General features: G+C 58.6%; 14 protein-coding genes. 3 read left to right on the forward strand and 11 right to left on the reverse strand.

The window, feature by feature from the left end:
* Nucleotides 1-22: 22 nt before the first annotated feature.
* The 7 genes from RHIBUN_RS0110175 to RHIBUN_RS0110205 form a co-directional block, all read right to left on the reverse strand.
* Nucleotides 23-862 carry a dipeptide ABC transporter ATP-binding protein gene (locus RHIBUN_RS0110175; protein ID WP_025659489.1) on the reverse strand — a complete coding sequence of 280 codons (840 nt, stop codon included), beginning with the start codon at nucleotides 860-862 and terminating at the stop codon, nucleotides 23-25.
* Nucleotides 859-1,695 carry an ABC transporter ATP-binding protein gene (locus RHIBUN_RS0110180; RefSeq protein ID WP_018856859.1) on the reverse strand — a complete coding sequence of 279 codons (837 nt, stop codon included), beginning with the start codon at nucleotides 1,693-1,695 and terminating at the stop codon, nucleotides 859-861. Before RHIBUN_RS0110180 ends, RHIBUN_RS0110175 begins: the two co-directional genes overlap by 4 nt.
* A 1-nt stretch (nucleotide 1,696) precedes the next feature.
* Nucleotides 1,697-2,587 (reverse strand): ABC transporter permease subunit, encoded by an 891-nt coding sequence (locus RHIBUN_RS0110185; RefSeq protein ID WP_018856858.1) that lies wholly within the window; start codon nucleotides 2,585-2,587, stop codon nucleotides 1,697-1,699.
* Nucleotides 2,588-2,596: 9 nt separating this feature from the next.
* On the reverse strand, nucleotides 2,597-3,601 hold the full coding sequence (locus tag RHIBUN_RS0110190; protein ID WP_016552833.1) for an ABC transporter permease subunit: 1,005 nt from the start codon (nucleotides 3,599-3,601) through the stop codon (nucleotides 2,597-2,599).
* Between the two features lie 90 nt (nucleotides 3,602-3,691).
* Nucleotides 3,692-5,287, reverse strand: coding sequence for an ABC transporter substrate-binding protein (locus RHIBUN_RS0110195; RefSeq protein WP_018856857.1), 1,596 nt, complete (start codon nucleotides 5,285-5,287; stop codon nucleotides 3,692-3,694).
* A 332-nt stretch (nucleotides 5,288-5,619) separates the two neighbouring features.
* Nucleotides 5,620-6,102 carry an iron-responsive transcriptional regulator RirA gene (gene rirA, locus RHIBUN_RS0110200; protein ID WP_018856856.1) on the reverse strand — a complete coding sequence of 161 codons (483 nt, stop codon included), beginning with the start codon at nucleotides 6,100-6,102 and terminating at the stop codon, nucleotides 5,620-5,622.
* Nucleotides 6,103-6,331: 229 nt separating this feature from the next.
* Nucleotides 6,332-7,828, reverse strand: coding sequence for a CoA-acylating methylmalonate-semialdehyde dehydrogenase (locus RHIBUN_RS0110205; RefSeq protein WP_018856855.1), 1,497 nt, complete (start codon nucleotides 7,826-7,828; stop codon nucleotides 6,332-6,334).
* Nucleotides 7,829-8,019: 191 nt separating this feature from the next.
* Here RHIBUN_RS0110205 and RHIBUN_RS0110210 point away from each other — a divergent pair, with 191 nt between their 5' ends.
* Nucleotides 8,020-8,334 carry a putative quinol monooxygenase gene (locus RHIBUN_RS0110210; RefSeq protein WP_025659490.1) on the forward strand — a complete coding sequence of 105 codons (315 nt, stop codon included), beginning with the start codon at nucleotides 8,020-8,022 and terminating at the stop codon, nucleotides 8,332-8,334.
* Nucleotides 8,331-9,212 carry a LysR family transcriptional regulator gene (locus RHIBUN_RS0110215; RefSeq protein ID WP_025659491.1) on the forward strand — a complete coding sequence of 294 codons (882 nt, stop codon included), beginning with the start codon at nucleotides 8,331-8,333 and terminating at the stop codon, nucleotides 9,210-9,212. Before RHIBUN_RS0110210 ends, RHIBUN_RS0110215 begins: the two co-directional genes overlap by 4 nt.
* A 54-nt stretch (nucleotides 9,213-9,266) precedes the next feature.
* On the opposite strand, the gene RHIBUN_RS0110220 is transcribed toward RHIBUN_RS0110215, so the two are convergent.
* The 3 genes from RHIBUN_RS0110220 to RHIBUN_RS0110230 all read right to left on the reverse strand — a co-directional run bounded on the left by RHIBUN_RS0110220 (nucleotide 9,267) and on the right by RHIBUN_RS0110230 (nucleotide 10,686).
* The gene (locus RHIBUN_RS0110220; RefSeq protein ID WP_025659492.1) at nucleotides 9,267-9,701 is read right to left on the reverse strand and encodes a DUF4174 domain-containing protein; all 435 of its coding nucleotides are present in this window, start codon (nucleotides 9,699-9,701) and stop codon (nucleotides 9,267-9,269) included.
* 221 nt (nucleotides 9,702-9,922) lie between these two features.
* Nucleotides 9,923-10,195: a hypothetical protein gene (locus tag RHIBUN_RS37265; RefSeq protein ID WP_245271654.1), complete on the reverse strand. Its 273-nt coding sequence runs from the start codon at nucleotides 10,193-10,195 to the stop codon at nucleotides 9,923-9,925.
* 245 nt (nucleotides 10,196-10,440) lie between these two features.
* Nucleotides 10,441-10,686: a helix-turn-helix transcriptional regulator gene (locus tag RHIBUN_RS0110230; RefSeq protein WP_018856850.1), complete on the reverse strand. Its 246-nt coding sequence runs from the start codon at nucleotides 10,684-10,686 to the stop codon at nucleotides 10,441-10,443.
* Nucleotides 10,687-11,268: 582 nt separating this feature from the next.
* On the opposite strand from RHIBUN_RS0110230, the gene ppk2 reads away from it, so the two are divergent.
* On the forward strand, nucleotides 11,269-12,186 hold the full coding sequence (ppk2, locus tag RHIBUN_RS0110235) for a polyphosphate kinase 2 (protein ID WP_025659493.1): 918 nt from the start codon (nucleotides 11,269-11,271) through the stop codon (nucleotides 12,184-12,186).
* A 157-nt stretch (nucleotides 12,187-12,343) separates the two neighbouring features.
* Here ppk2 and RHIBUN_RS34725 read toward each other — a convergent pair whose 3' ends face one another.
* Nucleotides 12,344-13,159 (reverse strand): polysaccharide pyruvyl transferase family protein, encoded by an 816-nt coding sequence (locus RHIBUN_RS34725; RefSeq protein ID WP_113162872.1) that lies wholly within the window; start codon nucleotides 13,157-13,159, stop codon nucleotides 12,344-12,346.
* Nucleotides 13,160-13,314: the final 155 nt, after the last annotated feature.

Raw genomic sequence — 13,314 nt, forward strand, 5'->3', positions numbered from 1 at the left:
CGGGGACGGGAGAACGACGACCTTATGAAGCAGCGAGTGTCGCACTCTTGCGCGCAAGGCGAGCCTTGATGGTGTCAACATCCGCGCGCGGCGTGGCCGCAAACAAGGTCTGCGTATAGCTGTGCTGCGGATCGTTGAAAACCTGATCCCGCGCGCCATACTCCACAGCTTCACCGAAATACATCACCATGACGTCGTCGGCCATATAGCGGACGACCGAGAGATCGTGGCTGATGAAGACATATGTGAGGTTCAGCTCGTCCTGCAAATCCGCGAGCAGATTGAGAACCTGAGCCTGGACCGAAAGGTCGAGTGCAGACACTGGCTCATCGAGAACCAGAAGCCGCGGCTTCAGCATCAAAGCGCGGGCGATCGCGATACGCTGGCGCTGGCCGCCGGAGAACATGTGCGGATAGCGATTGAAATGGATCTCCTGCAGGCCGACCTTCTTGAGCATCGCCATCGCCAATTCGCGCCGCTCAGCGGCGGCCGTATCGGTGTTGATGATCAGGGGCTCCATCAGAATGTCGCCGATCTTCTTGCGCGGGTTCAGCGAGCCGTAGGGGTTCTGGAAGACAATCTGCACCTTGCGGCGAATTTCCGGTGTCAGATCGCCTGCAGCGATATCGACCTTCTTGCCGTCGATGAAGAGATCGCCACCGCTCGCCGGATCGATCATCGTGACGATGCGGGCAAGCGTCGACTTGCCGCAACCGCTTTCGCCGACGATCGCCAGCGTCTTGCCCTGCTCTACCTTGAAGCTCACACCCTTGACGGCGTGTACGGTTCTCTCCTTCTTGAAGAGACCGCCCGGCAGATAATAGTTGCGGACAATGTTCTTTGCTTCGAGGACTGGCGTCATTGGGCCGCTCCCTTGAAAATTTCGCCGATGGTCGGCAGTCGATCACCGGTGGCATTTTCCGGCAGGGCGGCAAGCAGCGCTCTCGTGTAATCGCTCTTGGGCGACTCGAAGAGCGACAGGACGTCGGCCTCTTCCATCTTGCGGCCCTTATACTGCACGATCACGCGATCGGCTGTCTCGGCGACAACGCCCATGTTGTGCGTGATCATGATCAGGCCCATGCGGTGCTCCGTCTGCAGCCGCATCAGGAGATCGAGGATCTGCTTCTGAATGGTGACGTCGAGCGCAGTGGTCGGCTCATCGGCAATCAAGAGCTTCGGATTGCAGGCGATTGCGATGGCGATCATGACGCGCTGGCACTGACCACCCGACATCTGGTGCGGGAAATGGCCGAGGCGCTCGGCAGGATTGGGAATACCAACGGCCTCGAACAGCTCGATGGCGCGCTTGCGCCGTGCAGCCTTGTCCAGCCCCAGATGGATTCGCAGAACTTCTTCGATCTGGAAGCCGACGGTAAAACAGGGATTGAGGCTGGCGATCGGCTCCTGGAAGATCATCGACATATCCTTGCCAATGATCTTGCGCCGCTCGCTCGCCGACATGCCAAGCAGGTTGCGGCCGTCGAAGACCATCTTGTCGGCCGTTACTTTTGCCGTCCAGGGCAGAAGGCCCATCGCCGCGAGCATGGAGACCGACTTGCCGGATCCGGATTCTCCGACGATTGCCAGGACTTCACCCGCATCCACCTTGAGCGACACGCCATCAACTGCGCGAAACGGGCCCGTGGACGTCTGAAACTCAACGGCGAGATTTTCGATTTCAAGAAGTGCCATATCAGGACCTCTTCAGCTTGGGGTCGAGCGCATCGCGCAGGCCGTCGCCCATCAGATTGATGGCAAGAACGGTGATCAGGATGCAAAGACCCGGGAAAGTGACGAGCCACGGCGAGCTCTGGAAGAATTCGCGCGCATCGGCAAGCATCGTGCCCCACTCCGATGTCGGAGGCTGGGCGCCCATGCCGAGGAAGCCGAGGGCTGCGGCATCAAGGATCGCGGCGGAGAATGCGAGCGTTGCCTGAACGATCAGCGGAGCCAGGCAGTTCGGCAGGATCGTCTTGAACATCAGACGGAAGGTGCCGGCGCCCGCGACACGCGACGCTACGACATATTCCTTTTCGCGTTCGCTGATGACGGCGGCGCGCGTCAGTCGTACGAAATGCGGCTGGTTGACGATCGAGATGGCGATCATGGCATTGAGCAGGCCCGGTCCCAGAACGGCGACCAGCACGAGGGCCAGCAGCAGCGATGGGAATGCCAGGATGATATCCATGACGCGCATGATGAAGGTGTCGACGCGGCCGCGGAAATAGCCTGCAACGAGGCCGAGCAGCACGCCGGCGACAGCCGACAGCGAGGCGACGACGAGGCCGATGAACAGCGAGAAGCGCGTGCCATAGATGAGGCGCGACAGCATATCGCGACCGACGGCATCCGTTCCGAGCAGGAACATCGGATTGCCCTTGTCCGACCAAACCGGCGGGACGCGCTGCATGCCGTCGAAAGGAACGTTCGGATCATGCGGGGCAATCAACGGCGCGAAGATCGCTGTCAAAAGCACGAGCAGGAAGATGCCGAAGCCGATGACGGCACCCTTGTTGCGAGAGAAATAGTACCAGAACTCAGAGAGCGCTGACGGCTGGGTCGACTTGGTGGTTATCGCACTCATAAGCCGCTCCTAGTGACGAATACGTGGGTTGATCAGACCGTACATGAGGTCGACGATCAGATTGACGATCATGATGATGCCGGCGATGAGCAGCAGGCCACCTTGAACGACGGTGTAGTCGCGCTTGAAGACCGCATCGACCATCCACTTGCCGATACCAGGCCAGGAGAAGATCGTTTCTGTCAGGATCGCGCCGCCGAGCAACACGCCGACCTGCAGACCAATCGACGTCACGACCGGGATCATCGCGTTGCGAAGCGCGTGCAGGCCAACGACGCGGATGGGGGCGAGACCCTTGGAGCGCGCGGTGCGAACATAATCTTCGCCGAGCACTTCCAGCATGGCCGAGCGCGTCTGTCGCGCGATGACCGCAAGCGGAATGGTGCCGAGAACGATCGTCGGCAGAATGAGCGAGACGAACGCCGACTTGAATGCACCGGCCTGGCCGGAGAGCAGGCTGTCGATCAGCATGAAGCCGGTGACCGGCTTGAAGAAATACATCAGCGAAATGCGGCCGGACACGGGTGTCCAATGCAGCGTGTTCGAGAAGAGAACGATGAGCAGCAGGCCCCACCAGAAGATCGGCATCGAGTAGCCGACGAGGGCAACGCCCATCACGCTCTGGTCGAACCAGGTTCCTCGCTTGACCGCGGCGAAGACGCCGGCGGGAATGCCAAGCACGATGGCAAAAATGATCGCACAAAGCGAAAGCTCAAGCGTCGCCGGAAAGAGCGAGCCGAACTCCTGCAGAACCGGGCGCTTGGTAACGATCGACGAGCCCAGATCACCCTGCACCACGTTACCGAGGTAGTCCAGGTATTGAACATAGACAGGTCGATCGAGGCCGAGATCATGCATGACCTGGGCATGGCGTTCCGGCGCCATCACGCGCTCGCCCGACATCAGCATGACCGGGTCACCGGGCAGCAGGCGGATGAACGAGAAGGCGATGAGTGAAACGCCGATGAAGGTTGGGATCAGGATCGCGAGGCGTCCGATGAGAAATCGCAACATTGGCAAGTGTCCATAGTGTTCCGGCGGTCAGGTATCAAACCTGACCGCCGGCCAAGCCCGGGATTGCCGGGCATCTTTGCATAATTTTGATTACTCGGCGATATCAACGCCGTCGAAACGGTGAACACCAACCGGATCCTGCACGTAGCCGGAAACCTTGGCGCTCATCGGTACGAATTCCGTGGAGTGATCGATCGTCGCCCACGGAGCTTCCTTCTTGAAGACGACCTGCGCCTGTTCGTAGAGCTTGGTGCGCTCTGCGACGTCAGCGGTCTTCTTGGCCTTCTTCACGAGATCGTCGAATTCCTTGTTGCACCACTGTGCACGGTTGTTGCCGCCGACGGCTTCGCAGCCGAGCAGGGTGTCAAGGAAGTTGTCCGGGTCGCCGTTATCGCCGGTCCAGCCGAGGATCGCAGCGCCGTCACGGGCCTTGTCCTTGGAGAGCTTGAGGTATTCAGCCCATTCGTGGGTGACGATGTCGACCTTGACGCCGACCTTGGCAAGGTCAGCCTGCATCAGTTCAGCGGCGCGACGTGCGTTCAGCATGTACGGACGCGAAACCGGCATAGCCCAGATCTTCATGCTGAGATCCTTGACGCCAGCCTTTTCGAGCATCTTCTTTGCTTCGTCCGGGTTGTATACGTCATCCTTGATGTCGTCGTTATACGACCACATGGTCGGCGGGATCGGGTTCTTGGCAACCTGGCCAGCACCCTGGAAGACGGCCTGCACAATCGCCTGCTTGTTGATCGCCATGTTCAGCGCCTTGCGCACTTCGGCCTTGTCGAACGGAGCCTGGAGCGTGTTGTACGCGAGATAGGAAACGTTCAGGCCTGGCTGTTCCAGAACCTTCAGGTTCGAGTCCGTCTGCAGGTCCTTGATGTCAGCCGCGTTCGGATACGGCATGATGTGGCATTCGCCGGCCTTCAGCTTCTGAGCGCGGACGGAAGCGTCCGGGGTGATCGCGAACACGAGATCGTCGATCTTTTCCTTGCCCTTGAAGTAGGTTTCGTTGGCCTTGTAGCGGATGACAGCATCCGGCTGGTAGGCAACGAAGGTGTACGGACCGGTGCCGAGCGGCATCTGGTTCATCTGTTCCATCTTGCCGTCAGCCTGCAGCTTGTCAGCATATTCCTTCGACAGGACGGACGCGAAGTCCATTGCCAGGTCGGCGAGGAACGGTGCTTCCGGATGGTTCAGGGTGAACTTGACGGTCAGGTCGTCGACCTTCTCGACGGACTTGATGAGTTCCGGGAAGCCCATGCCCGCGGCATATTCGTATGAAACGCCGGCAACGTACTTGGCCCAGGGGCCGTCAGCCTTCAGCTGGCGCTCGAACGAGAAGACGACGTCGTCAGCGTTCAGATCGCGGCTCGGCGTGAAGAATTCGGTCGTCTGGAACTTGACGCCCGGACGCAGCTTGAAGGTGTAGACCGTACCGTCGTCGGAAACCGTCCAGCTTTCGGCCAGGCCCGGCTCAATTTCGGTCTTGCCATGTTGGAACTCGACGAGACGGCTGTAAACCGTACGCGAGGAGGCATCGAAGGTGGTGCCTGCGGTATAAATGCCCGGATCGAAGCCTTCCGGCGACCCTTCAGAGCAGTAAACGAGCGTTTTAGACCAGGCTGCGGATGCCATGGCCGAAGCCAGGACCGTCGCGGCCAGCAAGACAGACATCTTTTTCATGATATCGTTTCCCAGGTTTGTTCTTTTATTTGAGATCCCGGGGAACCCGGAATGACGGCAGATGGAACGACATTTGTTTGCTGAAATCAACGACCGAAGTGGAAAATTCTTCCAGATGGGCAACTTTAGTAATTTTCCGCCAAAAATGGGCCGCACTTAGAAATAAACGGACTGAATAAACGTGATTCTTGTCGCATTTGGTATAATTTCGCGCCAGCTGCGACCTTTTCACACACGCGTCACGCGAAACTCCCGACAAAAAACTCCCTTAGAACGGAACGGCCGCGGCATTTGACGCTGCCGCGGCCGGATCAAAATTTCGTCATCGCCGATCAGGCAGCGGGTGCCACGACGGGGGATTTGCGGCGTTCGTGCTCGCCGGTCAGGCCCAGCAGGAAGTTGATCTGCGGCCGCGCCTTGACGAGGTCGTCAATCGAATATTGCGCCAGCACGTCGAAGAAAGCGTTGAGGGCCTTGCGCAAGGCGGAGTTCAAACCGCAGCTGTCGACAAGCGGGCATTCGACCATGCCGTCATCCTCGAAACACTCTGCCATTGCAAAACTGTCTTCCGTGACGCGAACCACGTCGAAGAGGCTGATGTCTTTCGCAGGCTTGCCGAGCCGAACGCCACCGTTGCGACCGCGAACCGTCTCGACCAACCCTGCCTTGTTCAGAGGCTGCAGGATCTTGAACAGAAAGAGTTCGGAAACACCGTATGCCTTGGCAATCTCCGGAATCCGGCTCAGCTGCCCCTCATTGGCAGCACAATACATCAACATGCGAACCGCATAGTTGGTCTGCTTGGTCAAACGCATGCCGATCTCCAGAATCGTCAGTTACACGTGGTCTATATAGTGGCTTTGCTAGTTTTGAACAATTCCAAAATATGAAAATCATAATCATCTTATGTGAGACGGATTGCCGCGACGTTATTTGGTCCGGAACCCGGGATCATGTCACGCGAGACTTTCGGTGACGGCCAGAACCACGTTCAACGCAAATTGGGGGCCGAAGCCCCCAATTCAATAACATCGTTCGTTCGTCTTACTTCATCGTCGGCATGACGAATTCGGCGCCGTCCTTGATGCCCGAGGGCCAGCGGGCGGTAATCGTCTTCGTCTTGGTCCAGAACTTGATCGAGTCCGAACCATGCTGGTTGAGGTCACCGAAGCTCGAGGCCTTCCAGCCGCCGAAGGAATGATAGGCCAGAGGAACCGGGATCGGGACGTTGATGCCGATCATGCCGATGTTGATGCGCGAGGCGAAGTCACGGGCGGCATCGCCGTCGCGGGTGTAGATCGCGACACCGTTGCCGTATTCGTGCTTCATCGGCAGGTCGAGCGCTTCCTCGTAGTTCTTGGCACGGACGACGGACAGAACGGGCCCGAAGATCTCCGTCTTGTAGATATCCATGTCCGGCGTCACATGATCGAACAGCGTACCGCCGACGAAATATCCGTCTTCATAACCCTGCAGCTTGAAGCCGCGGCCATCGACGACGAGCTTTGCACCCTGCTCGACGCCACGATCGATCAGTCCGTTGACGCGGGCGTAGGCTTCCTTGGTAACGAGCGGACCCATATCGGCCTTCTCGTCCGTGTAGGGGCCGATACGCAGCGATTCGATCTTCGGCGTCAGCTTCTCGACGAGGCGATTGGCGGTTTCCTCGCCGACCGGGACGGCGACCGAGATCGCCATACAGCGTTCGCCGGCAGAGCCGTAACCTGCGCCCATCAGTGCGTTGACGGCCTGGTCCATGTCTGCATCAGGCATGATGATCATGTGGTTCTTCGCGCCGCCGAAGCACTGGGCGCGCTTGCCGTTCATGGCGGCCGTTCCGTAGACGTAGCGGGCAATCGGCGTGGAGCCGACGAAGGAGACCGCGCCAATATCCGGATCCGTCAGGATAGCGTCGACGGCAGCCTTGTCGCCATTGACGACGTTGAGGATGCCTGCCGGGAGGCCTGCTTCGATCATGAGTTCGGCGAGACGCAGCGGCACGGACGGGTCGCGCTCGGACGGCTTCAGGATGAAGGCGTTGCCGCAGGCTATTGCCGGCGCAAACATCCACATCGGGATCATGGCCGGGAAGTTGAACGGGGTGATGCCCGCACCGATGCCGACCGCCTGGCGCATGGAGTACATGTCGATTGCCGGGCCGGCGCCTTCCGTGAATTCGCCCTTCTGCAGATGCGGAATACCGCAGACGAATTCGCAGACCTCAAGACCACGAACGATGTCGCCCTTGGAATCTTCGACTGTCTTGCCGTGCTCGGTCGAGAGGAGGACAGCGAGTTCATCCATGTGCTTGTTCAGCAATTCGACGAACTTGAAGAAGACGCGGGCGCGGCGCTGCGGGTTCGTCGCCGCCCACTTTGGCTGAGCGGCCTTGGCGTTCTCGACTGCGGCGCGCAGTTCCTCGACATTTGCCAGCGCCACAGTGGCCTGGACTTCGCCGGTTGCCGGGTTGAAGACGTTGCTGGTGCGGCCGCTGGTGCCGGCGACGTGCTTACCGCCGATGAAATGACCGATCTCACGCATGGATGTGCCTCCTCCTGTTTTTGGATGCCGAACAATCACACTTCAATTTGCACAAATCAATGCGCTGAGATAAGCAACCGTTGTGCGTAAATTGAAGCCCAGCTGATCGAGCTGATGCTTCTCTCAAGGTCCACGCAGGACTCCGCTAGACTACCACGGTCGATGCAAACTGAAGAGGAGATAGTGCTTCGATGAGCAGGAAACTGGTTGTCAGAATGGCCGAGGTCGAAATCGATCCCGACCAGCTTGAAATCTATCGCCTTCTGTTGACCGAGGAGATCGAGGCTTCTGTCGTACTGGAGCCCGGCGTTCTGTCGCTGAACGCCGTTTCCCTCAAGGACAGTCCGCAAAAGATCCGTATCCTCGAGGTCTATGCGAACCAGGCAGCCTACGAAGCGCACCTGCAGACACCGCATTTCCTCAAATACAAGAACAGAACCGCGGGAATGGTGAAGTCCCTGACGCTCATCGACGTCGACCCGATCATGATGCGTGGCAAGCCATGAACTGGGACGATGTCCGCATTTTCCTGGCCGTGGCCCGCACCGGGCAGATCCTTGCCGCCTCGAAACGTCTGGGGCTCAACCATGCCACCCTCTCTCGACGGCTCACCTCGTTGGAAGAGGCGCTGAAGAGCCGCCTCTTCGTCCGCCGCACAAATGGCTGCGAGCTGACGGCCGAGGGCGAGGTTTTCCTCGCCTCTGCGGAGCGGATGGAAACCGAAATGCTGTCCGTGCAGGCAAATCTTGGCCGTACCGATACGGCAATCGCCGGGACGGTGCGGGTGGGAGCGCCCGACGGTTTCGGCGTTTCCTTTCTCGCGCCCCGCATGGGTCGACTGATCGAGCGTCATCCGGAACTGAAGATCCAGCTTGTGCCGGTGCCGCGATCATTCTCGCTTTCACAGCGTGAGGCGGATATCGCCATCACGCTGGAGCGGCCCGAACAAGGCCGGCTCGTGTCGGCCAAGCTCACCGACTACACGCTCGGCCTTTATGCATCCCGAAGCTATGCCGAACTTAATGGCCAGCCCGCCAACGTCGAGGCGCTGAAACAGCACCGGCGGATCGGCTATGTTGAGGACCTGATCTTTTCCCAATCGCTGAACTTCACCGGCGAGGTGATGCGGAACTGGAACGCCGCCTTCGAGATTTCTTCGGCGACGGGGCAGACGGAAGCCGTGCTTTCCGGCGCCGGGATCGGCATCCTGCACGACTATATTGCCCGGCAGAATCTCGAACTCGTGCGCATCCTGCCCGATATCTCGATCCGGCGAGCGTACTGGACGACGTTTCATGAAAGCGCACGCGAACTCGTGCGGGTGCGTACCGTTTCCGATTTCCTGCAGGAACTCGTGGCCGCCGAGCGCCACATATTCCTGTAACATCGGGTCAGCGCGGCAGGGTCAGTCGCGCTTCTCAGATTCTTCGCTCGTCTGCTACTTCTCTGCCGCAACTTCGGCAGCGCGCACCGGCATGCTGTCGATGATCGCAAACAGTTCGGCGCTGGTGACCGGCTCGCTCACCTTGAGCTTTACCGTTCCATCCTTGCCGACGAGAAAGGCTGCGAACTCTCCGGCAGTCGGATCACCCAAATCGCGGGCAATCGCCGCAGCGTCCAGCTTTTCGCCAGCGCCGAAAAGCTCCCTGACACTGCCGCCGACGATCTTGAGAATGACCATATCGCGGTCCTGCAAGGCATCGCGATCGGCAAGCAACTGGTTTTCCTGGCGAGCAGCCCGCACGTTTCCCTTGTCTGCAAAGATGACAAGGACACGGTTCCGCCACTGGAATTGCTCAAGGCTCGCAATGGCGGAATAGGCTTCGTTGCCTTCATCCACCTTGGTCGCGCCATATAGAAGCGTCTTCGACATGCGCATTTCTCCTATCGACTAGAACGTCCAAGGAGCGAGCGCGGTTCCATCCCCAATCGATCGCTTAGCTGCGCCAGGATTTTCGCGACTGCCACAAGGCGCCGAACAGGATGAGCAACAGCGGAACGCTGCCATAAGACAAAGAGACTTGCGCCAACTGATCCAGTCTCTGGGGAGGTGCATCAACCGCGATCGGATTGCGTATAAGGCTCGCGCTGAGACTATAGGCAGCGCGCGAGACGGCCGCGACCGCGATGATCAATCCGGCCATGTCGATGAAGCGAAAGGCCGCACAGAAAGGCCACCAGCAGCAGATAGGCCGCCCGACCCAGCAACCGGAAATCCCCGAGAACGATATCGTCCGACTCGCTGACCAAGCTGACTTTCAGGACTGGGAGCAAGACCGCAAGAATGGCAAGGACGGCAAGCGCGCTACGCTTGATGAGCTCGTTCAAATCAATCCGCGTGGCGCCAATGCGTCGAGCCCGGCTCATTGCCCTCTCCTCTATACACAAAACCGCCGAAGTGCACAGGCACCCGGCTCGTTCGAGGGCGGACATTTGCGATGAAGTTGCTAACGCACCGGACAATCAGCGGCGGTAAAATTAACCCTTCGCGAGCAAGAGCGTTCAGCGGTTCGGAGGAGATGGTTAAGAAAAGATGAAGGGCGGTGTTACAGGCGTTTTTTGGGAGAGGCAAGGCCAGGCGGGCGACTGCCTGCCCGGCCCTGAGGTCATTATCACATCGGAGCAAACGATGAGAGCGGCACCTGTAATGCAGAGGCGATCCGCTTGAGCTTGGCGGGATCAGCATCCTCACCACTCTCGATTTCCTCAATCTCATTAACAACCAGGCCACAAGTCACTGCGAGGTCGTCGAGGCTATAGCCTACGGCCTCTCGAGCGGCACGTACAGCAGCGGCTACATTCACGGCCGAAACGGCGGTAGCCTTGGATGCATCCAGATTGCTGAGCGAAATGGACATTTACGTCTCCTTCTGAAATCACTCTGAATTAACCCCCGACCGGAAAATGACACCCCCGATCACGATTTGCAATGCAGTACGGTTAATCCGTGATCAACGAGAGCGCGGCAACGGAGCCTCGGGCGAGTGGGCAAAATCTGATTGCCCCTTGTTAGCAAAGCACATTTTCCTGACCGCCTCGCCGGCCACATGGACGTTGCCACCTGTTGAAAAAACCTCTCGCACGCGGCGATTTGTCACCTATTCTTAGGCATGGGCGCATGTTTCGGGCGAATCATTTGCGGCCGAAACTGGGCAAATGAGACGACAAAGGCCGGGAGACGAGTTCTCGATGAAAGCGCATCCGCGGTTCATGTGACACCGCCCCTAGGTTACTGCCCGGCCCTCATTCACTCGGCGGGCGCACGCAAAAAGCAACCACTCTTCGAACGCAGCAAAGCCCACGCCGAGTGTCACAGGAGGTTCATTCTAAGGGAATAAATCCGACTAAGGATCTGCTGGAAGATGACGACTGTTCAGAGACATCGTCGCCATGCCGCCACGTTTCAAACCGCGCCACGAACGCATCGAGGGTGAACGCCTATGAACAACATATCCGACATCAACCAGTCCGATTGGCTCGAAGCCGAACTGGCCGACACCATCGATGAGGACTACGAGCTGGAACTCTCGGAGCCGGCGCTGTCAGACGCGATCCGCAAAATCTATCGCAACGCCCATCCGGCATCGATCCCGCGGCTCGACTATTTTCGCGCGCTGCTTTCGCTTCAGGCGGAGTTGATCAAGCTTCAGGATTGGGTGGTCTATAATAAGCAGAAGGTCGTCGTGATCTTCGAGGGTCGCGACTCCGCCGGAAAGGGCGGCGTGATCAAGCGCATCACGCAACGCCTCAATCCGCGCGTTGTCCGCGCCGTCGCCCTGCCCGCGCCTTCCGACCGCGAGAAGACTCAGTGGTACTTCCAGCGCTATGTCCCGCATCTGCCTGCCGGGGGCGAAATCGTTCTTTTCGACCGCTCCTGGTACAATCGCTCGGGCGTGGAGCGGGTGATGGGCTTTGCGAGCGAGGACCAGGTCGAGGAGTTCTTCAACGACGTGCCGGAATTCGAACGCATGCTCGTTCGCTCAGGCATCCGGCTTGTCAAATACTGGTTCTCGATCACCGATGAAGAGCAGCAGATGCGCTTCCTCGTGCGCATCCACGACCCGCTGAAGCAGTGGAAGCTTTCGCCGATGGACCTGCAATCGCGCGTCCGCTGGGAAGGCTATACCAAGGCGAAGGAAGAGACCTTCGCGCGCACCAACATTCCGGAAGCCCCGTGGCATATCGTCGAAGGCAACGACAAGAAGCGGGCACGGCTGAACTGCATCGATCACCTGTTGCGTCAGATCCCTTACACTGAGGTGCCGCACGAGGAGATCACCCTGCCCAACCGCGTCTTCAATCCGGACTACGAGCGCAAGGTGCTGCCGCCAGAACTCTACGTTCCATCGAAGTATTGATTGGTATGCGCTTGGGGGGGAACGGGGCATTCGCCTTGTCCCCACTCGCGCGGCAGGCGAAGCGGTGCTCTGGCTAAGCTTTCGGGGTTCGCCGGTGATAAGCCTTTGAGACCGACCATTCTTGGAGAGCGATCAGGATGGCCCAGAATCTTGGAAGTCACTTGAAAGGAAAAGACGAAACTAGCTGGTCAAGCAACTGGTTGCTTGGCGTGGAGACAGTTAGGTCTTCGCCCTTGATTCCATTGCTCAATATTTCATGGAACTCGACCGGAGGCGAAAACGCAACTCCTCGCTGTGCCTCATAGTCTCTGAACTTGAAGCCATCGCCTTTAATAGAGTTTTCCGGCGCTACCCACCTTGACGGTACAACGTACGCATCGGCGACAATGAGCCCGTGCAAGCTGCTGGAGACGATCACGTCACACGCCGAAATCAGCTCGCAAATCTCCTTCGGCTTCTGCAGGAGATCGATAATCTGCCATCCTTTCGGAAGGCTGCTCGCGTACCTGTCCCTGAAAAGCGGAAGGGTTGCAAAATGAGGGATAATTCCAACAGCGAATTGCTTAATGCCCCGCATAGGCCAGAGCCTGGGGAGAAGGAGAGCCGGGTCGCCCAACGGCAAACGTTGCTTCACTCTCGCGGCCGTGAGCGGCCCGCGGACGGCATGAAATTTCAATCGTTGCGGCCACACGGCCGCAGAATTCTCGTTCATGAAACCCGAGCCCCAGACATGCAGCGTTCTCCAGGGACGTCTTGAAAGAAGCGGAACACTCGCGCCCTTCTTTCTTCTGTAATAGGAGTCCAGAATGCTGCCAACGCCGAGGAGTTCCGCGGAGCCATGCTTGACGTAGTTGGCTTTGAGGCCAAACATTCCCTCCAGCAAATCCGCCATTAGGTTGTCGCCGAAGTTCTCCGCCTCCTGACCGAACCGGCTACCTACGGAAGCCGCATATACATTAATAGTCCGGGACATCACATACGCTCGCAGAGCCAAAGACTTCGATCTGAAGCAGATCGGGGTAATCGGCGGTTGACGCTTCGAACGGAAAAACACCAAGGGACGCGATCTCATTGGCGCTGAATTTTCTCCTTTCAGATGCCACGAAAAGCCCAGTCGCGTTCTTGAGT

This window comes from Rhizobium sp. IBUN (assembly GCF_000510625.1).
Classification (GTDB): Bacteria; Pseudomonadota; Alphaproteobacteria; order Rhizobiales; family Rhizobiaceae; genus Rhizobium; species Rhizobium altiplani.